Source organism: Cupriavidus sp. (assembly GCF_057315035.1).
Genome location: NZ_DBHKYV010000043.1, coordinates 23,773 through 43,843 on the forward strand (window position 1 = coordinate 23,773; position 20,071 = coordinate 43,843).

16 protein-coding genes are annotated in these 20,071 nt (G+C 66.0%); 6 read left to right on the forward strand and 10 right to left on the reverse strand.

Translation table 11 applies throughout. From position 1 onward, the window contains the following. Positions 1–2: 2 nt before the first annotated feature. Genes ACO550_RS33130 through bcsB form a run of 3 tightly spaced genes read right to left on the reverse strand, consistent with a single transcriptional unit; the run spans position 3 to position 7,277 of the window. Positions 3–3,803: a cellulose synthase subunit BcsC-related outer membrane protein gene (locus ACO550_RS33130; RefSeq protein ID WP_315597467.1), complete on the reverse strand. Its 3,801-nt coding sequence runs from the start codon at positions 3,801–3,803 to the stop codon at positions 3–5. Then, positions 3,785–4,960 (reverse strand): cellulose synthase complex periplasmic endoglucanase BcsZ, encoded by a 1,176-nt coding sequence (gene bcsZ, locus ACO550_RS33135; RefSeq protein WP_315597468.1) that lies wholly within the window; start codon positions 4,958–4,960, stop codon positions 3,785–3,787. The genes ACO550_RS33130 and bcsZ overlap by 19 nt, the downstream gene beginning before the upstream one ends. Before the next feature lies 1 nt (position 4,961). Then, positions 4,962–7,277 (reverse strand): cellulose biosynthesis cyclic di-GMP-binding regulatory protein BcsB, encoded by a 2,316-nt coding sequence (bcsB, locus tag ACO550_RS33140; RefSeq protein ID WP_485995085.1) that lies wholly within the window; start codon positions 7,275–7,277, stop codon positions 4,962–4,964. A 290-nt stretch (positions 7,278–7,567) separates the two neighbouring features. Here bcsB and ACO550_RS33145 point away from each other — a divergent pair, with 290 nt between their 5' ends. Both ACO550_RS33145 and ACO550_RS33150 read left to right on the forward strand, forming a co-directional pair. After that, positions 7,568–8,416, forward strand: a complete 849-nt coding sequence (locus ACO550_RS33145) for an aminotransferase class IV (protein WP_315597469.1) — start codon at positions 7,568–7,570, stop codon at positions 8,414–8,416. Between the two features lie 71 nt (positions 8,417–8,487). Further along, entirely contained in the window at positions 8,488–8,763 is a 276-nt protein-coding gene (locus tag ACO550_RS33150) for a hypothetical protein (RefSeq protein ID WP_315597470.1), read from the forward strand. A gap of 25 nt (positions 8,764–8,788) precedes the next feature. Here the strand turns inward: ACO550_RS33150 and ACO550_RS33155 are convergent, their stop codons facing one another. The 4 genes from ACO550_RS33155 to yfiR all read right to left on the reverse strand — a co-directional run bounded on the left by ACO550_RS33155 (position 8,789) and on the right by yfiR (position 14,003). Continuing rightward, positions 8,789–11,362, reverse strand: coding sequence for a sensor domain-containing protein (locus ACO550_RS33155; RefSeq protein ID WP_485995086.1), 2,574 nt, complete (start codon positions 11,360–11,362; stop codon positions 8,789–8,791). Between the two features lie 309 nt (positions 11,363–11,671). Beyond that, a complete protein-coding gene (gene yfiB / locus ACO550_RS33160; protein ID WP_485995090.1) occupies positions 11,672–12,187 on the reverse strand; it encodes an outer membrane lipoprotein YfiB in 516 nt (171 codons plus the stop codon). A gap of 20 nt (positions 12,188–12,207) precedes the next feature. Further along, positions 12,208–13,485 (reverse strand): diguanylate cyclase DgcN/YfiN, encoded by a 1,278-nt coding sequence (dgcN, locus tag ACO550_RS33165; protein ID WP_315597473.1) that lies wholly within the window; start codon positions 13,483–13,485, stop codon positions 12,208–12,210. Further along, positions 13,482–14,003 (reverse strand): regulatory sequestration protein YfiR, encoded by a 522-nt coding sequence (gene yfiR, locus ACO550_RS33170; protein WP_485995087.1) that lies wholly within the window; start codon positions 14,001–14,003, stop codon positions 13,482–13,484. Before yfiR ends, dgcN begins: the two co-directional genes overlap by 4 nt. 371 nt (positions 14,004–14,374) lie before the next feature. Between yfiR and ACO550_RS33175 the strand changes: the two genes are divergently transcribed. From ACO550_RS33175 to ACO550_RS33185, 3 genes are all read left to right on the forward strand, one after another. Further along, positions 14,375–14,578, forward strand: a complete 204-nt coding sequence (locus ACO550_RS33175) for a hypothetical protein (RefSeq protein WP_315597474.1) — start codon at positions 14,375–14,377, stop codon at positions 14,576–14,578. Positions 14,579–14,692: 114 nt separating this feature from the next. Then, complete coding sequence (locus tag ACO550_RS33180; protein ID WP_315597503.1) at positions 14,693–15,118, forward strand: hypothetical protein; 426 nt, start codon at positions 14,693–14,695, stop codon at positions 15,116–15,118. Between the two features lie 128 nt (positions 15,119–15,246). Next, a complete protein-coding gene (locus tag ACO550_RS33185) occupies positions 15,247–15,468 on the forward strand; it encodes a hypothetical protein (protein WP_315597475.1) in 222 nt (73 codons plus the stop codon). Positions 15,469–15,549: 81 nt separating this feature from the next. Here the strand turns inward: ACO550_RS33185 and ACO550_RS33190 are convergent, their stop codons facing one another. The 3 genes from ACO550_RS33190 to glpK all read right to left on the reverse strand — a co-directional run bounded on the left by ACO550_RS33190 (position 15,550) and on the right by glpK (position 19,158). After that, positions 15,550–15,933 (reverse strand): hypothetical protein, encoded by a 384-nt coding sequence (locus tag ACO550_RS33190; protein WP_315597476.1) that lies wholly within the window; start codon positions 15,931–15,933, stop codon positions 15,550–15,552. A gap of 68 nt (positions 15,934–16,001) precedes the next feature. Then, a complete protein-coding gene (locus tag ACO550_RS33195) occupies positions 16,002–17,606 on the reverse strand; it encodes an FAD-dependent oxidoreductase (RefSeq protein ID WP_315597477.1) in 1,605 nt (534 codons plus the stop codon). Between the two features lie 19 nt (positions 17,607–17,625). Further along, entirely contained in the window at positions 17,626–19,158 is a 1,533-nt protein-coding gene (glpK, locus tag ACO550_RS33200; protein ID WP_485995088.1) for a glycerol kinase GlpK, read from the reverse strand. A gap of 33 nt (positions 19,159–19,191) precedes the next feature. Here glpK and ACO550_RS33205 point away from each other — a divergent pair, with 33 nt between their 5' ends. Further along, positions 19,192–20,028, forward strand: coding sequence for an NUDIX hydrolase (locus ACO550_RS33205; protein WP_315597479.1), 837 nt, complete (start codon positions 19,192–19,194; stop codon positions 20,026–20,028). The last annotated feature ends 43 nt before the right edge of the window (positions 20,029–20,071 follow it).

Sequence of the window (20,071 nt, forward strand, 5' to 3'; positions counted from 1 at the left end):
GGTCAGTATGCCGAATATGGTCGTACTGGCGTTGGCGGGAATGGCACCGGCATTTGCCGCTTGTCGAACAGGTAGCGTAGCCATGCCATCGCGCGATTCGGCGCATAGTCGCGCGAGCGGTCGATCGAGAAGCCGGCACCCACCACCCAGTGCGGCGCGAAGGTGTACTCCACGGTCGCGCCAAGCGTGTAGCTGAACCCGCCGCCCGATCCGCCGCCGTATGTGGCGTTGCCACTCAGCGCCTGCAGGTCCGGTCGCGTCGGGAAATACGGCGCGTCGTTCTCATAAGTGAAGGACCAGCCCGCCGAGCCGAGAAAACGCCAGGACCACTTTGCGTAGCGGCCGGTCCAGTCGAGTGGAATGCCAAATGAAACGTAACGCTGCGGGCTGTAATACCCGCCATGGCCAAACGTATAGAAGCGCTGGTTATCGGAATAGTGCCAATAGTTCACCACCAGGCCGCTGCTTACGCGCTGGTCGCGCTGCGTATAGACCGGCACGTCGAAGCCCGTGCGCACCGTGACTTCCCGGTTGGTCTTTACGTTGTCACCAGTGTAGAGGCCGTAGCCCACGTCGGCAAACAGGCCGACGCGCCCGACATCGCGCGCATAGCGCAGGTGCACGCCATTGCGCACAATGCCGCCCCAGGTTTCACCGGTCACGGGGTCACGCGCGCCCGCGTAGGAAATCAGCGAACTGGTCTGTGCGCGGCGCGAGATATCCACGGTGACCGACTGCACGCCCAGGTCCGCGCGATAGCGCAGGCCGCCCACCACCGTGGTCTCCAGAAAGCCTAGCGGGGTGGTGCCGATATCGGCGCGCCAGCTGTTGTAGGCGCCATTGAACTCATAGCCGGCGGCCAGTGCCACGCCCTTGTCGGTCTGGCCGATCGCCCCGAGCCCGGCGTTGCCGAGCGCCGGGATCTTGCCGAAGGGCAGGGAGCTGACGTTGCGATCGCCTTGCAAGGTGCCGGCATCGAGCAGCACGGTGTCGGCGTGAAAGAACATATGGCCGGTGTAGCCGTGCGGAATCCGCACGTAAAGCGGAATCTCGGTGGCGTGCAGCTTCGAGATACCGTCGTCGCCAGACTTGTTCGATTGCATGACAGCGGTTGCCACCTCGCCCTGGCGCCGTGATTCCAGCCCGGCCAGCGCGCGCTGTGCCGGTGTGCCATCCGGGCCGGCCAGCACGCTTTCACGCTGTTCCAGTCCGCGCGCACTGCGGTAGATCTGCGCCGCCTGATCGAAGTCGCCACGCGACTGCGCAATCCGCCCGCGCTGCATGGTGATGTCGGCACGCTCCGGAAAGCGCGCATCGAGTGCGTCGACCACTTCGCCGGCCTCGTCCTCGCGGCGCATGGCTGTAAAGCGGCGGGCGACCGACAGGCGGGTGTCGATATCGTCCTCGGGCGTTTCCGCCAGCACCGTGCGTACGATGTCGAGCGCCTGGTCGGTGCGGCCCATCAACTCGTACTGGCGGGCCAGTGTGAGTTGTGCGCCCGCATCGCGCGGCTGGGTGGCCAGCACCTGCCGCGCGGCATCGGCCGCGCCGCGGTAGTCGCCGGCCGCCTGGCGCAGGTCGGCCAGCGTCAGCAGCCAGCGGCGATCGGTCTGCTGCGCGGCCGGTACCGCGTAGAGGACCTGGTGCGCGCGCTTCAGGTCGCCGGCCGTGATCTGGCGATCGGTTTCGCGCATCGCCAGCCGCAGCGACTGGTCGGCAAAGTCGGCACGCTGTTCCGTCGTGATGCCGGGCAGGGCGGTTGCGTCGGCAATCCATTGGCGCAGGTCGTCGTCGCGGTCGGCCGCGGCCAACAGTTCGCCGTAGCGCAGGCGCACGTCGATATGCGGCGCCTCGGGGTGCGCGGCCAGCCAGTCGCTGACCAGGCGCAACCCTTTGTCGGTCTCGCCGAGTGCAATCCACTCGCGGCCGATCGAGGCGAGCATATGCGGATCGTTGCTGGCCTCCATTGCCGCCTGATCCAGCAGCTTGCGCGCTTCGTCATCGCGGCCTTCGGCCACGCGTTGCCGCGCGTCGCGCAGCATCTGCTGTGCCGCCAGGTTGCTGGCCAGGTTGCGCATGCCTTCCGAGCGATCAGCCTGCGGTACCGTTGCCAGGACGGTCGCGGCACCATCGATGTCGTCGACGCTGTTCAGGTAAAGCGCCGTCGCGTAGCGCATCTCGCTGTTGGGTGCCGCGCGCATGCCATCGTCCATCACGCTGCGGCCCAGCGCGGGCAGGTTCAGGTCGCGGTAGATGCGCGCGAGGGTGAAACGGGTCCACGGATCTTCGGGGCGCAGGCGAATGGATTCTTCAAGCGCGCCGATGGCCGGACTGCGCTTCTGCTGGGCCAGCAAGCGGTCGGCACGTACCGACAGCAGGTCGGCGCGCAACTCCCGCAGTTCGCTGGCGGAACCTTTCATGCGTTGTTCCTGGCTGGCGATCAGCGGTTCCACTTCGGCATCGCGGCCTTCCTTCTGCAGGATTTCGACCAGCGTACGCAGCGCGTTGAGGTCGGGCTTGCCACGCGCCAGCATGTTCCGCAGCAGTTGTTCGGCTTCATCATTCTTGCCCTGCGCGACCAGCGCTTCTGCAAGGATGTGCTGGGCGTCCTCGTTGCCTGGCTGCTGGGCCAGCGCCAGGCGGGCCAGCGCTTCGGCTTCGGCGGGCTTGCCTTGTGCGTTGGACTGGCGCGCCTTGGCCACGGTGCCCCAGAACGTGGCGGTGGCTATCAGGCTGCGCCACTTGTTGCTGGGGTCTAGTTGCTGGGCACGCGTGAACAGTTCGCGCGCTTCGTCATGCCGGCCTTCGCGCAGTCGTACCAGGCCAAGGCCGCCCACCACCTCGGCATCGTTGCGGCGTTTCTGGTAGGCCTTTTGCAAGGTCGCATCGGCATCCTTGAGCTGGCCGCGTTCGAGTTGCGCCAGTCCGCGCTGGCGTGCCTGGTAGGCCGGATCGGCCTGCAGCTTTTGCTGCGCGGTCACCCGCTTGCCAAGATCGGCAAGCGTGTCCTGCGCAGCCTTGTCGTCGGGCACTTCCTTGACGTACCGCTCGAACCAGACGTAGTAGGCTGGATCGTCGTTGACGCGATACAGCGTGCGACGCCAGATATCGAGCGCGGTCTTGCGATCGCCGTCAGGGCGCTGGGTAATGCGGTACAGGATCGCCATGCCTTCCTGGCGGGTGGCGTCGCGATCGGTCAACAGGTCGCCCAGCGCCATCTGCAGCTGGAGGTCGTCCGGATTGGCGCGTGTGCGGCGGCGCAGCTCGGCGATGGCTTCGGTGCGGCCGGCCGGCGTGCCGGACAAGATGCGATAGTAGTCGCGCGCCAGGTCGCCGTCGGGCGCACCGCGCGGAAACAGCTTGCGCAGCCGCTGTACCGCTTCGTCGTCCTTGCCGCTGCGCGACAACAGGCGGATATTGGCCATTTCGCGTTTGTCGCGCGTGGCGATACGGTACGCGTCTTCGAGCTCCTGCGTGGTCGCGTCTCCCGGGGCCACTGCGCGCAGTTTCTTCAGCAGCTTCTCGGCTTCCACGGGACGGTTCGAACGGATTTCGATCAGGCCCATCAGCTTCAATGCTTCTGGCTGGTTGGGGTCGATCAGCAGCGCCTTTTCCAGAACACCGCGCGCCATGTCGGCGCGGTTCCTGGCGTCCCACATCCTTGCGGAGGCCAGCAGTTGCGCCATCTGGCGTGAGGGCGCAGCGCGTGAAGCGGGGGCGGGGGCGGGATCGGCGGCGAGGACCGGCATGGCGGAACTGGCCAGCAACAGCGCCAGCGTGGGGGCTAGCGCGTGGCGGGGCATGCGGATTTCCAGGCCGGCACCACGGTGCCGTCCGCTTCAAAGCGGAATTGTCCGTCGAGATGACCAAGTCCGAACAGCGCCAGAACCTGGCTGTAGTAACCGAGCGGCTCGCGCCCGGCCAAGGTGCGGGTGCGCTGGGCCTGCGCGCGCGCGGCATCGGCCAGGCCCAGTGCGGCCAGGTAGGGGGCCACGGCAGCCGAGAACCCCGCATTGCCAGCATTTGGGCCGAACGTGCCGGCTTGCGTGTCGACCTGCTCGGGCGGGTGACCATGGGTCACCACGTAATCGGCCATGGGGCGGAACGTGTGCAGCACTGACGTACGCATCGGATCGCGTTGCGCCATCATGCCGGCCCACAGGTAGACGCGGATGGCGTTGTATGCGCCGACCGCCTGCGTCTGCGCGTCGGGAACAAAGCCGTGCCCCTTCCGGTATGCGACCCAGTCGGGCGAGAAGCCCTTCGGCGCGGTGGTCACTATCAGTCGCGCCGAGGTTTCGACCAGCGTTTTCCAACTGCTGTCTTCGCCGAGCACGGCGGCCAGCCGGCGCATCACGGGCAACGGCACATAGCTGGGATTCAGGCGCCACAGGTCGGGCGACGGATGAAAGCCGACCGGGCCCGGCAACAGCGTACGGCCCAGGCCAGGCAGGAGCGCGGTTTCCTCGTGTAGCACACGGCGTGCGACCAGTGTGCCCAATGCGATGTAGCGCCGCTCATTCCAGAGCCGGCCGGCTTCCAGCAGCGTATAGGCAATCCAGAGGTCGGCATCGGACGCGGGATTCTGGTCGAGCACGCCCCAGGTGCCGGCATGCTCGCCGTCGGTCCGCTTGCCCCATTGCCAGGCTGGCAGATGCGCAACCAGATCGCCCTGCGCGAGGTTGTTCTCGGTCCAGGCCAGCAGCTTGTCGAACGTGGCGCGGTCATTGGCCACCAGCGCGAAGAACAGCGCGTATGACTGGCCTTCGGAGACGGTGACCTGCTGATCAGTGCTGTCGTCGATCACACGGCCATCCTGGCTGATCGTATGGCGGCGAAAGGCGTCCCAGTCCGGCCACGCGCAGGTCGCGGCCGCGCTGGTCAGCGCCACGCTGCCCAGCACCCACGCCGTCGCGCAGCGTACCAGGACAGGCAGCAGCCACGCCCGTGCCCGCCGCATGTCAGCCTCCGTTTCGGCGCGCCGCAATTCGGCCCAGCGCCCAGAACAGTGTCAGCGCCACCAGCAACCCGGCCAGGATGCCGGCTATGGCCAGCAGGGCAGGGTGAGCCGACATCGTCATCCACAGTCGCGCATACCAGGGCAGGTTGCCTACGTAGTAGGTGTCGCCCAGGCGCAGCCCTTCGAGCTCGCGCTGCCGGATCACCGTAAGATCGCCGCGGATCTGCGCCACCTTGCCGGGATCCTCGAGTACGTCGAGCACATCGCGTACACGGTCGTCGCTCGATGCCGTCAGCGCTACCACGCTGCGGCGTTCCACATACGGCGATTCGAAACCGATCAGCGCGGCCAATGGCCCGTCGCCAGTCAGGATCGCGCGGCCGGCCGGCGAAATGTTTTCCTCCTCCAGTCCGCTGAGCCAGTTCGACCATGCGTGCGTGCGCTGGTCGCGCAACGCGATTTCGGTGCGGCCGCGTTCAACCAGCAGTGGCAGTGACTTGCCCCAGTTCTGCAGGATCTGCGCGGCGCTGCCCGTGCCGACGATGACCAGGTTGCGGTCCTTGACCGATTCGATGGCCTTGGCTGGGGTCACCGCAACGCGCAGCGCCGGCAAGCCGGTCCATTTGCCCATATGGCCCAGTACGGTCAGCAACGCTTCCTGGTCGACCGTGGTCGGGGCGTCAGGCATTACCACCGCGGTGTCGGCGAGGTCGGCGAGGCGCGTGAACGGATATCCGCTGTTGGCAAAGAATGCGAGGTTCGGCAACGCTGCGTAGTGCAGGAAGCCGCTGAAGTCGATCGACGAATCGGGATCCACAGCGGCGCGTGCCACGTTGGCGGCGGTGGATGAGCACAGGCCCGTCTTCTGCGAATCGATATGGAAACGGAACTGCATCTGGTTGTTGCTGCCCACACGGAAGGCAGGGATCAGGATCTCGTTGCTGACGGTTGCGCTGCCACCGGACAGCAACGGCACGCTGACCAGGTTCTCGTCGGTCTGCACAGTCAGTGGCTTGAGCCGGTACGAGCGTACGAGCTGGTCGTTGACGTCGATGCTGAGCACCGAATCGTTGTAGGTGGAGGGCGCCGTGTAGCGGTACTTCATGCTCAGCGGCACCGAGCGGTCGTTCCAGCCGAACAGGTCGGCAGGCACGCGCAGGTTCACGCGGATCGCATCGGGGCTGGCCCCCGACACCTGTAGTTGTTGCGGGTCGGTGACCAGCTCCTTGAACATGACCGGGCGGTCCACCGGTGCCCAGGCCGGTGCGTCGTAGGGGCGGCGCGGCTTGCCGAGGTCCACCGACTTGACCGCGGCGCTGGGCCCGGCCATGCCGGCCTTGCCAAGCACCACCGCATTGGCGGCGACTTCCAGTTCCTGCGGCGTGCGGCCTGCCAGCACCAGCAGCTTGCGTGACGGATTGGCCGGATTGGGCATCACGCTGACGGACGGGCCATCGATCTTGTCGAGGTGAATGCCGTCGGGCTGCGCATTGGGCAGGACCAGCGCAATCGCATGGGCGTCGGCCGGTGCGCTGCGTGTCACCGGAAAGCGCAGTTCGCGGTAGCTGGCCAGCGCGCCAAGCCACGACGCCACCACGCCCGCCGCGCGCAGCGTGACGGGATCGGCGTTGGCTGCCAGCATGAACGGCACCGTGACGCGGCGGTTGTCGCGGCGGTCGAAGAACGGCGCCGGTAGCAGCGCCAGGTTGTCAGGCAGGGTGACCGTGGACTTGGTCAGCGTCAGCGTGCTGGTGGGGCTGATGTCGGTCCACAGGCTCGAATGGTAGGGGTCTTCGCAGTGGTCGAGCGTGTAGTGCGCGATCATCTGCACATTGATGCGATTGAAATCCGTAAAGAAGCGCGGGTCCAGTTCGATCTCGCGCGAGACCTGCTGGCCGGCGTGAGCCTGATCCAGCGGCAGCGTCGCCACGACTTCATCGTTGAGTCGGATCTTCAGGTGCGACAACGGATACACCAGCGACGGCGAATACGTGAACACCAGCTTGAGCTTTGCCGCGGTGACCACTTCATCGAGCCGGATGCCGACATTCACGGTGCGATCGGGATCGACGCCGCGCAATGGAATCGTATAGTTGGCGCCCATCTGGGCGAAGCTCAGGGTCTGGGTGCGGCCGGGCGGTGATGGTGTCGGGGGCGTCGCGGCGTCTGAGGCTGCAGCCGTTGCCGAGGCTGCGACGGCCTGGGCAGCGGATTCCAGAGGGAGGACGGCCGCGCAGAGGGCCGCAATCATTAAGGTCAATGGCAACCAGGCTTGCCTGATGCAGCCACGTCGCAGGCCTGACACAAGTTCCGTCATATCGGGGTGCCCTGTGAAGATCGCAGCAAATACATTGCGTTCAGAGAATACTGCGTGGCGAATATAGCACGCCGATTTCGGCCAGCAGCAAGGCTTTGCGGGAAGTCAGCAGTGAATTAAGAAAGATTCAAATCAAACGGCCGAGTGGTCTTAATATTTTTAATCACAGCGCGAGTTCCAATTCGCATGTGCGGTAATTTCGACAATCGCACATGCCAAATTTGCATAAAGGCAGCGTCGGGCATGTGGAAGAATTCAGCCAATCCTTTGCTCTCGTTGAGTATTTCGCCATGTCCGAAGCTGTCGTTTTCCTGAACGGGGAACTGCTCCCCCTGTCCGAAGCCCGCATTCCCGTGCTCGATCGCGGCTTTATCTTTGGCGACGGCATCTACGAAGTCATTCCGCTCTACAACGGCAAGCCGTTCCGTGGCGCGCAACACCTGGCGCGCCTGGCCCGCAGCCTGGCATCGATCGGCATCCCCAACCCCTATACCGAAGCGGAATGGCTGGCCCAGATCGACCGCGTGGTCAAGTCCAACGGCCTGGCCGACCAGATGATCTACATGCAGGTGACGCGCGGCGTGGCAAAGCGCGCCCACGCGTTTCCCGCCGAGGTTTCGCCGACCGTACTGATCATGACCAACCCGATGGCACTGCCGCCGGCAGCGTCGGTCGAGCAAGGCGTGGCCTGCGTGACGATGGAAGATCGCCGCTGGCTCAATTGCCAGATCAAGTCGACCTCGCTGCTGGGTAATGTGCTGGCCGCGCAGGTGGCGGCCGAGGCTGGCGTGACCGAGGCCATCCAGTTTCGCGATGGCTTCCTGACCGAGGCTTCGTCATCCAATGTGTGGATCGTGAAGCAAGGCCGTGTGGCGGCGCCCCCCAAGGACAACCTGATTCTCGAAGGCATTCGCTATGGCCTGATGGAAGAACTGTGCGCGGCGATGGACATCTCGATCGAGGCACGCCGCATCGCGCGCGACGAGGTCTTTGCCGCTGACGAGGTAATGATTTCATCGGCCAGCAAGGAGTTGCTGCCGGTGGTGACGATCGACGGCAAGCGCATCGGCAATGGCCAGCCTGGTCCGGTGTTCCAGCGCCTGTACGCGGCATACCAGACGGCCAAGGCCGCGCTCTAGTCACCCTGCGCGCCTTTTCGGTAGCCGCGTGCTAGGATGGCCGCGGACGTATCACCGACAGGAGACTGGTCATGGCCAAGCGCGAGCGCAGCCGGCGTGTCATCAAGGAAGAGGTGAGCCGGCGCATTGGGCAGATCGACGAGATCGCGGACGACGGTGCCCGTGTCCGGGTACCGGACCCCGAGCCGCACGCACGCGATACACGCGGCCGTAACTGGGACATGGCCCGCTTTGGCAACGCGCGGGGCTATGAAGCGGCGATCCGGGCGGTGGTCGACGAGGTACGCGACGAGTTCGACCTCGTGGACGATCCCGCCAGCCACGTGCCAAATCCGTTTGGCGATTGACGCGTGGCCGGCTTGCCCGGCAAGTCTAGTGCGGCAGTCCCGGCCATGCCGGTTGGGGCTGCCAGCCTTCGATGGTCCTGGCCGGCAATGGCTGCGCAAACAGGAACCCCTGCCCCACATGGCAGCCGTGTTCGAGCAGGAACTGGCGCTGGAATGCGCTGGTGACACCCTCGGCCACCACCGTCAGTTCGCGGGCGCGGCCGATGCGGATCACGGCTTCCACCAGCGTGCGCGCCGCCTCGCTGGTTTCCAGATCCAGCAGGAAACTGCGGTCCAGCTTGATTTCTTCGACTGGCAGTCGCGTAAGCCGGCTCAGGCTCGAAAAACCCGTACCGAAATCGTCGATCGACAGGCGCACGCCCATCTTGCGCAGCGCCGCAATGGTTGCCTCGGCCTCCGACGTGTGCTCCAGGAAGACCCCTTCGGTGATCTCGATGGTCAGGTCGCCGGCAGGCAAGCCGTGCGTGCGCAGGGCCTGTGCCACCACGTCGGGCAAGCCCGGGTCACGAATGCTCAGCGGCGACAGGTTGACCGAGACCGCCGGCACTGCCGCACCCCGGGCGCGCCATTGGCCCTGCTGGGCACAGGCCTCGCGCACCGCCCAATAGCCCAGTGCAACGATCAGCCCGGATTCCTCCGCCAACGGTACGAACATCGACGGGGCGATATCGCCACGGCGCGGATGCGGCCAGCGGGCCAGTGCCTCGACGGCCCACAGGCTGCCGGTGGCAAGGTGAATCTGTGGCTGGTAGTGCATGCGCAGGCGGCCGTCGGCAATGGCTTCGCGCAATTCGATCTCGAGCGTGCGGCGGTCGCCGAGGCGACGTGCAAGCGAGGCGTCGTAGAGGCAGACCTGGCTGTCGCGCCCCTGGACGCATTGTTTCTTGGCCTGGTAGACCGCCAGGTCGGCGTGATGCAGCAAGGTCTCGCGGTCACGCGCCTGTTCCGTCAGCAGGCTGATGCCGACGCTGGCCATAGGCGACAAGGTCAGTCCGCGCGCGACACTGATCGGGGCGGATAGCGAGTGAAGCAGGGCCCGCGCAGCGGCCATGGCAGCGTCGGCCGAGTGGCCGGGCAGCAGGACCGCAAACTCGTCGCCAGACAGGCGGCCGACCGTGGCATCGGCATGGAGGCCAAGCGCGCCATGCTGCAGTCGCGTGGCCACTTCGGTAAGAAAGCGGTCGCCCGCACCGTGTCCCTGCACGTCGTTGACGCGCTTGAAGTCGTTCAGGTCGATAAACAGCAATGCCAGCGGGCTGCCATCGGCGTTGGCGCGGGCCACGGCTTCGTCGGTGCGCGAGAGCAGTAACTGGCGATTGGGCAGGCCGGTGAGCGCGTCGTAATACGCCAGACGATGGATGCGCTCCTGCGCGTGGTCGCGCGCCAGTGCCAGCGCGCATAGATCCGCTGCCACCGATACCAGGTTCTCGTGGAACGCATCGGGCAGGCGCGGCTCGGCAAAGCAGAGGGCAAAGGTTCCCAGGACGCGGCCATCGGCTGCCCGCACCGGCGTGGACCAGCTGGCGGCCAGCCCGGCCCCCAATGCCGCGTCGCGCAGCGTTTCCCAGCGCGGGTCCTGCGCAATATCGCCGACGGCCACCGGCTTGCCCAGGAATGCGGCCGCACCGCAGGAGCCCGATTGCAGTCCGATTGACAGGTTGTCGAACGGTGCCTCGGCGGCAGGGTCGGCGGACGGCATTGCCACCAGCCGCAGGTGGCCGCCGGCCACGCGCATCACGGCCGCCATCGCGCCCGGCGACATCCGTTCGACGCGCCGGCACAGGTCGGCCATGATTTCGCTGGTGGGCAGGTCGCGTGCCAATGCCTCCAGCGTGCGATGCTGGATCGACTCCCGCACCTTGGTGGCGGTGATGTCGGTGAGCACGCAGACGGTATTGACCAGGTCGCCGGCCGCGCGAGTCGGGTTCGCCTGCCGGGATCCCGCCATGATCGGACTTACCGCAACCGACAGCCAGCGCGGCTGGCCAGCCATGTCGGCCACCAGCGATTCACGCTGGAGGGGTTTGCCTTCGGCCAGCGGCGCGAGCATCGTGGCAAGCGGTTCGGTCCGTGCGTGGAGTGGCCTGAGCAGTTCATGCCAGGGGCGTCCCACGGCCTGGTGCCGGGCATAACCGAGCAGCCGTGCAAAGCCGCCGTTGACGTGGCAGATGATGCCTCGGCCGTCGGTAATCATGACCGGGTTTTCGGCGTGGTCCAGGCATAGCGACAGCATGCGCAGGCCTGCCGGGCTTAGCGCGTCGCCGGGTTCGTCATGGCGATCGCGCAGGAAGGCCGCGTACTGGACCGGCGAGTCGGCATCGCCATCGAGCGGTGCAAACGCCGTGGCATGCAGGCATACATGACGTACCGTGCCGTCCGGGCGCCGGACGGCAATTTCTTGCGCAGCCTCGCGCTGATCGCCTGGCGTGGCCAGGCCGTCCAGTGCGCCGGGCGACAACGTGCTGGCGCATTGCCCAAGCACGGTAGCTCGCTTAAGTCCCCACAATGCCTCGGCGGCGGCATTGAACAGGGTGACGTGGTTGCGCGCATTGACGGCGACCACGGCATCGATCGCCTGTTCCAGCGCCTGGGTACGCATGCTTTCTGACTTTCTCGTTTTTTTGGATATCGTCGTGCCCACTCCCGGCAATCTCCCTCGATTGCCGTCCATCCGTGCGCACCCCGCGAGTGTACGACCGTTCCCAAGCGCCCATGGGCAGGGTTTGCCCGGCTTTTTGTAGAAATGACAATCGAGTCAACCCCTCTGATGGGGTCGTGCGGGCGTAAGCGCCATATCCGGCGCCATTGCTGCGCCTGCGTATGACCCCACGCACCATGACGGGGCAAAAATTAGAGGGTTTATTCGGTCTGGCAGCGGTCGCTTGCCTGGCCAACCGCCCGGGTATCGTCAGTCGACCGAGACGATAATGGCCACGCGACGATTCTCCGCGCGGCCCAGCGCGGTGCGATTGTCGGAAATCGGGTGGGTCTTGCCCAGGCCGCGCACCAGCAACTGACTGCGTGTGAACCCGCAAGTGGTCAGCACGCGTGCCACCGCTTCCGCGCGGCGCATTGACAACAGCTGGTTGTACTCGGCGGTGCCGGCATCGTCGGTATGTCCGTCAATGCGCAGCGCATCGATCCCGGCGTCATGGAGAACGTGGCCAATGCGCAGCAGGGCGGCCTGGCGCTCCGGCGTAATCACGTCTTCGTCGAACCCGAACAGCACCTTGTTCGACGCGCCGAGTTCCCAGCCGCTACCGGTCAGTTCGAAGCCGTGGCCTTGCAGTACCGTCACCTGCGCGGGCGTCAGCTTGCCGGCAGGCGCGGGCGGGCTGGCGCAGCCCGCGAGGGTCAACCCGGTCGTCATCGCAAGGCCCATGCTGCGGGTCAGGAAGCTGCGACGGGTGAGTCGGTACTTCATCATGACGGCAGCCGTGCCGATCAGGCATGAGGTTCGGGTGGCGCGGTTTCGGCGCTGCGCCAGGTGGCGCCCGACTGCCGCTTGGCGCCGTACATCGCGGCATCGGCCGCATGGAGCAGCGCGGTGCCGTTGCGGGCGTGGAGCGGAAATACCGCCAGACCGATGCTGAGCGGTGCCACGATCGACGTGCCGCTGGGCAGGTCCATTGGCTGGCTCATCGCATCGAGGATGCCTTCGGCGATGCGCACCGCATCCTCAGGCTGGCGCAGCGCGGCAATCAGCACGGCGAACTCGTCGCCGCCGAGGCGCGCCACGCTGTCGGTGTCGCGCAGGCAGGCGCGGATGCGCTGGGCAATGCCCACCAGTACCGCGTCGCCGGCGGCATGGCCGTGGCGGTCGTTGATACCCTTGAAGTCGTCACTGTCGAGATAGAGCACGGCGGCATACTGGTTGCGGGCCGCTGCCGAACGCACGGCGAGATCGAGCGTTTCGGTGAAGGCGGCGCGGTTCAGCAATCCTGTCAGGCTGTCGTGCGTGGCGCGGTGCGCCAGCGAACGGTTCTCGTGCTGCAACTGTTTCTGCCATGCCTCCAGCTCGTCCAGCAGTACGTTGAAGTCCTCGGACAGCGCATTGAGCTCGGCGATCCGCGCGGGCGGCATGCGCTGGCCGAAGGCGCGTTCCGAGCGTACCGCGTGCGCCACGCGCATCAGGTTGCGCAACGGATCGACGATATTGGACAGCATGCGGCTGGACATGTAGTGCGCGCCGATGGCCGTCAGCAGCAGGCACGCAATCAGCCCAAGTGTGCCCTGCAGCAGGAAATGCAGCAGCGCGATCGGGTCGCCGGCCACGCGCACGCTGCCCACCTGCTGCGACTCATGAATGATCGGTTGCACCACCGGGCCCGAGGTCAGCATCTCGCCAGCCAGCCGGCGCAGTGCCGGAAAGCGGTGCTGGCCAGGCCGTTGCCACGACGCCAGCGGCTGCTGGTCGCGGTCGAGCACGGTAACCGTGGCCACGTCCTCGGCGGCGGCAATCACCGAGAGTGCATCGGCGGTGGCGGCTTCGTCGCGGAACACGACCGGCGCCTCGACCGTATAGGCAATCGAGCGCGCCACCAGATGCAGATTGTGGTCGGCATAGGCGCGCAGCGCGGTCATTCCGAGGAACGTCAGCGAGATGCCCGCCGTAAAAACGGCGATCATCGCCACACCCAGGTGGATGCGGCGCAGCGCGCTGTACAGCGTCGGCCGGGCCGGCGTAGTCGGGGCGGGGGCGTGTCGGCCGTGCAGCTTCATGGTGCCGGCGCCCTGCGGCGTCCCAGTTGCAGCACACCCGGATGAACGTGAATGCCGCTGCGCGCAATCGCATCGAGATTGATGCGGAACGACACCTGGTTCTCACGGATGACCAGGCAGAACATGCTGCCACCCTCACACTCGAAATCTTCTTCCGATATCACCAGTACGGGTTTGCCAACGAACTCCGTCGTCAGCTTGTGGCGGCGCGCATCGGTCATCGCCCCAAGGTAAAGCGCGTCGCAATCGGCCACCAGCGATTCGGTGAGCATGTCGGCCCGGCGTGCCTCCACCAGCCGCCCGGAGGACAGCGTGCCACCCTCCATCAGCTTGCTGGCGAAACGGGCGGTATTGTCCACGCAAAGGCGCACCGTTTCGCGCTCGTTTGGCCAGCGCGCATAGCTGAGCAGGCTCATGACCACGCGCGCGACGGCTTCGGGGCGCGAAACCGGCGCGGCGGCCGGCGCGGCGGCCGGCGCGGCTGACGAAGCACCGGCGACCGGTGGCGACGAGGCCATGGCCGGCATCGGCAGGCATACGCCGAGAGGCAGAGCCAGAAGGGCCAGCAGTGCCAGTAGGCCTGGCAAGGCCCGGTACGCAGGCCGGCTCACGGCGAGGAGGGGGCGGAATACGGAACGCGGCAATTGGGCGGCGGACGCAAGTCAGGGCAAATCCACGGAAATGGTGGGCGAATGGCTCCATGGGAGTTTCGGCAGGTTCTGCACAAAACTGTAGCCACAATTGCCAGCTTCCGCACCGGGCCAAATGCCGTAGGCCGGGGTCGCCCGCGACGAAGGGCTTCACCCGGATGTGCTAGAGTTCCCGCAACGCTTTCCTGCCAGCTTTTTGTCCTGTTGTGTTGTGCCGTTGTCTTGACCGGAGGAGCATCATGGCGACCGAATCCAGACCGCAACTTAAGGCTTTCGTGCAGACCGCGCCCCAGGCCGGGCGTTACGTGTGGGTGATTTCACTGGTGGACTTCAGTGCGCAGCAGATCCGGCGCACCATGGTGTCCGACGACACTTTCACGACGTCCGATGCCGCCCGTGTGGCGGGCGACGCCGAACTGAAGGGAATGGCCGCCGACCACTGATCCGGCGGTAATTTTTCGATACCCTCTCTATCACACCGTTACATCACACCGTGGATACGGTAGGTACACTGTTGCCCATCGTCCATAAGAAAAGAGAGGGTCATCTTGAACCGCATGACATTCCTGCGCGCCGCCGCTGGCGCCGCGCTGCTGTGCTCGGCCGCGGCATTCGCCCCGGCGGCCATGGCCCAGGTCAATATCAATATCGGCATCGGCACCCCGCCGCCGGCCCCGATCTACGAAGCCGTGCCGGCCCCGCGCGCCGGCTACGTCTGGGCGCCGGGCTACTGGGCCTGGGATGACCATTACCACAAGCACGCCTGGAAGAAGGGCCATTGGGCCGCGGCGCGCCCGGGCTATGTCTACGAATCGCCGCGCTGGGTGCGGGCCAGCAACGGCTGGGTCATGCAGCCCGAGCGCTGGAACCACGGGCCGGACTATGACCGCTACTACGGTCGTGACGATCGAGGCCCGGGCCGGGGTCACGGCAATGGCGGCTATCACTGCCCGCCGGGGCACGCAAAGAAGGGTGAGTGCTGAATACCGCCTGAGCCTAGTCTGAGCCTGGGCTGAGCCCGTTTGGGCACAGCTATCTCACGATGCGGTGACAGGCGTGCGTAAGGCCATGCTAGGATTTCCGGGCTCAGCCGATTACCCGGAGACTAGATATGGCCAAGCAGGTCTTCTCGCGTATGCAGTACCTGGATATCCTCAACGACAGTTTGCGCCGCCATCCGGGCTTCCAGCCGGGCATGGCGTTCGTGTTCCTGCCGCCAGGGGCCAGTGCCGGCCAGGCGTCGGGTGTCGGATGCACGGGCCCGCTCGAGGCGATGCCGGTCTATTGCGAGATCGAGCGCGTGGCGTCGGGACTGATCGAGGTCGAAGAATAGTCGAGGATTTGGTCGACGATTGATCGAGGGATTGGTCCAGGAAAACAAAAAGCACCCGAGGGTGCTTTTTGTTTTTGTTTCTCAGCCTTCGTCTTCCTCGTCATCGAGGAATTCGCGACGCAGCATCCAGTTGGCGATGGCTTCGTCGCAGACGTTCTTGAGCTTGCCCTTGTCGGGCAGCTTGTCGAACAGCTGGAAATTGACCAGTGCCATGCCTGCATCGGTGATGTAGAACAGGCGGTCCGGTTCGTCGTAGTGGACGATGCGTCCGTCGATGCCAGCTTCCTCGTTGTCGGCGGGCAGGTCTTCGAGCTCGACCACGCGGCACGTGAAACGCGGGCTGCGGGTGTGGGTCAGATACTCGAATTCGTCGTGTGTGATATCGCCGCCCTTGCCGGCGACGACCGCGAAGCCCCAGATGAACCGGGGCATCGGCAGATCGGACAGATCATCAATCTCGTCCATGGTGTTCTCCCTGATGCAACAACCGGCATTATCGCCCAACTCCAGCACCGCGGCAGCCCCCGGGACCATCAATCGAGCATGTATCCCTTTGCCAGCGTGCCAAAGTCTTCCAGTTCACGTGCTTGCCATGCGGCATCATGCCCCAGTTCCTCGGCCAGCAGGGCCGCCACGCGTGGCGCACCGGCCAGCGCGGCCCGGGCATCGAGGAACAGCGCACGATTGCGCCGGCCCAGCACGTCTTCCACGCGGCGTGCCAGTTCATGGCGGGCGGCAAACCGGACGTGGGCTTCGGTCAGTCCTGACGCCGGCACGATGACGGAGTCGGCGCCGGGCAATGCCTGCACCAGCGGCAGGTCCGCGCCATAGTAGCGATCCGGTGAACCCGTATTGGCAGGCGGCAGGCCGGCTGGCATGCCGGTGGCCCCATGCAGCGGCAGGTCGGCCGTGCGGCACGGTGCGGCACGCAGCAACTGGCGCTGGATGGCGGTCTCGATCACGTCCTCGGCCATCTTGCGATAGGTGGTCCATTTGCCGCCAGTCACGGTGATCAGGCCGGCCTTCGAGACCACTATCGTATGTTCGCGCGACAGCGACGCCGTCGACGATTCCCCCGTGGCCTTGACCAGCGGACGCAGTCCGGCCCAGACGCTCGTGACATCGGCGCGCGATGGGTCGCGGGCCAGGTAGCGCGCAGCGGTTTCCAGGATGAAGTCGATGTCGTCGGCAGTGGCGCGCGGCTCAATCGGCAGGTCCTTGCGCGGCGTATCGGTGGTGCCGACGATCACGTGGCCATTCCAGGGCACCAGGAACAGCACGCGGCCGTCGTCGGTCTTGGGGATCAGGACTGCCCGGTCACCGGGCAGGAAGCTGCGCGGGATCGTCAGGTGCACGCCCTGGCTCGGTGCCACCATGGTGCGGGCCTGGCCGTCTTCCATCTGGCGCACCGCATCGACCCATACGCCCGTGGCGTTGATCACGCAATCGGCACGCAACTGGAAGGTGGCATCGCCCAGCGCATCCTGCGCCGTGACGCCGGTCACGACGCCATTACTCTGTGTCAGGCCGGTCACGCGCATATAGTTGAGCGCGGTACCGCCTACGTCGAACAGTGTGCGCATCAGCGCCATGGCCAGGCGGGCATCGTCGAACTGGCCGTCGAAATACAGGTTGCCGCCACGCAGCGGCCGGCCGCCCACATGCTCGGCCAGCGTCGGGGCGGCCTGCAGTGTTTCGCGGTGATTGAGCCAGCGGCTGCCCGACAGGTTCAACCCACCGGCCAGCATGTCGTAGACCTTCAATCCGATGCCATAGAAAGGCTGGTCGAACATCTGGTAAGCAGGCACCACGAAACCCAGCGGCCACACCACGTGAGGCGCGTTGCGCGCCAGCAGGCCGCGTTCGTGCAGTGCTTCGCGCACCAGGCTGATATTGCCCTGGGCCAGATAGCGCACGCCGCCGTGTACCAGCTTGGTGGCCTTGCTCGAGGTGCCCTTGGCGAAGTCGGCGGCTTCCAGCAGCAATGTGCGATAGCCGCGTGCGGCTGCGTCGAGTGCGGTGCCCAGTCCCGTGGCGCCGCCGCCGATGACGATGACATCCCAGCGCGCGGTGCGCGATAGCGTATCGAGCAGTTCGCCGCGTGTGGGTGGCTGGACCGGAGGTACGGAGATTGGCATGGAGTCTTCGGCAGTCAGTTCAGTGTGCGGCACCGCTGTCGTCGCGCGCCCAGTCCCGGGCGCGGTCGACGGCACGATGCCAGCGGGCAATGCGATGCGCGCGTTCGTCGGCCGACAGTTTCGGTTCGAAACGCTGTTCCACCTGCCACTGGCGCGTGATTTCCTCGGGGTCGGTCCAATAGCCGGTGGCCAGGCCCGCCAGGTAGGCGGCGCCCAGCGCCGTGGTTTCGGTGACGCGCGGACGCACGACCGGTGTGCCAAGCAGGTCGGCCTGCATCTGCATCAGCAGGTCGCTGCGCGATGCGCCACCGTCCACCCGCAATTCATCCAGCGAGATGCCGGCATCCTTCTGCATCGCATCGAGTACATCCACGCTTTGCAGTGCGATCGATTCCAGCGCGGCGCGGGCAATATGCGCGCCGCCGGTGCCGCGCGTGATGCCGATCAGCGTGCCGCGGGCAAACGGGTCCCAGTGTGGCGCGCCGAGTCCGGCAAACGCCGGCACGAACACCACGCCGCCGGTATCGTCGCATTGGCGCGCGAGCGGGTCGACCTCCGGCGCGCTGTGGATCAGCTTGAGCCCATCGCGCAGCCACTGGATCGTGGCGCCGCCCATGAACACGCCCCCCTCGAGGCAGTATTGCGTGTCCTGCCCGATCTGCCAGCCGATGGTGGTAATCAGCCTGTTGCGGGATGCCACTGGCTGGTTGCCTGTATTCATCAGGATGAAGCAACCGGTGCCATAGGTGTTCTTGGCCATGCCCGAGCGCAGGCAGGCCTGGCCGAACGTGGCGGCCTGCTGGTCGCCGGCGATGCCGGCAATCGGCACGTCCACGCCGAACAGCCGGGTGGACGTGCGCGCGACCTCGCCACTCGATGGCACCACCTCGGGCAACAGGCTGCGCGGGATGTCGAGGATGCCGAGCAGTTCATCGTCCCAGCGGAATTCGTGGATATTGAACAGCAGCGTGCGCGATGCGTTGGAGACATCGGTCACGTGCCGCGCGCCATCGGTCAGTTGCCAGATCAGCCAGCTGTCGACCGTGCCGAAGGCCAGTTCGCCACGTTCGGCGCGTGCGCGCGCGCCGTCGTAGTGGTCCAGCATCCAGCGCAGCTTGGTGCCCGAGAAATACGCATCGATCAGCAGTCCGGTCTTGCGCTGGAAAGTGTCGGCATGGCCGGCGGCCTGCAGGTCTTCGCACATCGGTGCGGTGCGGCGGTCCTGCCAGACCAGTGCGCGGCCCACTGGTTCGCCGGTTTTGCGGTCCCACAGCACGGTGGTTTCGCGCTGGTTGGTGATGCCGATCGCGCTCAGTTGTGATCCGCTGACATTGGCATCGCCGAGCACCTCGTGCGCAACCGCCAGTTGCGATTGCCAGATTTCATAAGGGTCGTGCTCGACGTGCCCGGGATGCGGATAATATTGCCGGAATTCGCGCTGGGCGATGCGTACCACATTGCCGCCGTGATCGAACAGGATGGCGCGCGAACTGCTGGTGCCCTGGTCCAGGGCCAGCACGTAGCGCGGCTGCGAGGCGTGCGTGGATGTCATGCGGTCCATCCTTCATGGAGAAACTGAATAGTCATGTCCGATATCGTTACCAACATCCTGGCCGGCGTTGCAGCGCGCAGTCCGTTCGATCGTGCAGCCCATCTGCGGTTGACCGTGGAGGGCGCGCAGGTGGGGTGGCTGCCGCGCAGGCACGCGGAAATTCTCGCGGGGTTTGGCAGCGACGTGATCGGCGAAGTCGTGGGCAAGGAAGACGGGCAGGGCGCGGTGGCGCTGTTGCCTGCCTGCGGCACGGTGCACGCGCGCGACGCCGCGCTGGCCACGCTGGCCCGGCAGCTTGCCGACGCCGGGCATGTGCGCGGCTGGCGCAACGAGCTGTTCGCCGTCACGCCCGCGCTCGAGGCGACGCCATTCGGGGTCATTGAACGCGCCGCGGCCCGCTTCCTGGGGCTGCTGACATTCGCGTCGCACATGAATGGCATCGTGGCCGGGCAGCGCACGTTGTGGATTTCGCGGCGCAGCGCGGCCAAGGCGGTCGATCCCGGCATGTGGGACAACCTCGTGGCCGGCGGCATGCCGGCTGGCAGCGATCCGCTGGAAACCCTGGTGCGCGAATGCGACGAAGAATCGGGCATTCCACCTGCGCTCGCTGGCCAGGCCGAAGCGCATGGCGTGATCGAAGTCCTGCGCGAGATCCCCGAAGGCGTGCAATGGGAACACGTATATATATATGACCTGCTGCTGCCGCCAGACTTTGTACCGTGCAACCGTGACGGCGAGGTGGCGGAGCACCGCATTATCGACCCGGCGGCATTGCTTGCTATCATGGCGGACCGCGCGATGACCGTAGATGCCACGCTGGTGACGTTGGATGCCCTCGTTCGGCGCGGCTGGACTGCCGTCCAGCCCTGATTGCCACGCATCACGGTACCTGCCTGCCTAACCCCGAATTGCC

What these genes read in the sequence shown, in the direction of transcription:
- ACO550_RS33130 (WP_315597467.1), bottom strand. Translation starts at nt 3,803, where the DNA reads ATGCCCCGCCACGCGCTAGCCCCCACGCTGGCGCTGTTGCTGGCCAGT.
- bcsZ (WP_315597468.1), bottom strand. Translation starts at nt 4,960, where the DNA reads ATGCGGCGGGCACGGGCGTGGCTGCTGCCTGTCCTGGTACGCTGCGCG.
- bcsB (WP_485995085.1), bottom strand. Translation starts at nt 7,277, where the DNA reads ATGACGGAACTTGTGTCAGGCCTGCGACGTGGCTGCATCAGGCAAGCC.
- ACO550_RS33145 (WP_315597469.1), top strand. Translation starts at nt 7,568, where the DNA reads ATGTCCGAAGCTGTCGTTTTCCTGAACGGGGAACTGCTCCCCCTGTCC.
- ACO550_RS33150 (WP_315597470.1), top strand. Translation starts at nt 8,488, where the DNA reads ATGGCCAAGCGCGAGCGCAGCCGGCGTGTCATCAAGGAAGAGGTGAGC.
- ACO550_RS33155 (WP_485995086.1), bottom strand. Translation starts at nt 11,362, where the DNA reads ATGCGTACCCAGGCGCTGGAACAGGCGATCGATGCCGTGGTCGCCGTC.
- yfiB (WP_485995090.1), bottom strand. Translation starts at nt 12,187, where the DNA reads ATGAAGTACCGACTCACCCGTCGCAGCTTCCTGACCCGCAGCATGGGC.
- dgcN (WP_315597473.1), bottom strand. Translation starts at nt 13,485, where the DNA reads ATGAAGCTGCACGGCCGACACGCCCCCGCCCCGACTACGCCGGCCCGG.
- yfiR (WP_485995087.1), bottom strand. Translation starts at nt 14,003, where the DNA reads ATGGCCTCGTCGCCACCGGTCGCCGGTGCTTCGTCAGCCGCGCCGGCC.
- ACO550_RS33175 (WP_315597474.1), top strand. Translation starts at nt 14,375, where the DNA reads ATGGCGACCGAATCCAGACCGCAACTTAAGGCTTTCGTGCAGACCGCG.
- ACO550_RS33180 (WP_315597503.1), top strand. Translation starts at nt 14,693, where the DNA reads ATGACATTCCTGCGCGCCGCCGCTGGCGCCGCGCTGCTGTGCTCGGCC.
- ACO550_RS33185 (WP_315597475.1), top strand. Translation starts at nt 15,247, where the DNA reads ATGGCCAAGCAGGTCTTCTCGCGTATGCAGTACCTGGATATCCTCAAC.
- ACO550_RS33190 (WP_315597476.1), bottom strand. Translation starts at nt 15,933, where the DNA reads ATGGACGAGATTGATGATCTGTCCGATCTGCCGATGCCCCGGTTCATC.
- ACO550_RS33195 (WP_315597477.1), bottom strand. Translation starts at nt 17,606, where the DNA reads ATGCCAATCTCCGTACCTCCGGTCCAGCCACCCACACGCGGCGAACTG.
- glpK (WP_485995088.1), bottom strand. Translation starts at nt 19,158, where the DNA reads ATGACATCCACGCACGCCTCGCAGCCGCGCTACGTGCTGGCCCTGGAC.
- ACO550_RS33205 (WP_315597479.1), top strand. Translation starts at nt 19,192, where the DNA reads ATGTCCGATATCGTTACCAACATCCTGGCCGGCGTTGCAGCGCGCAGT.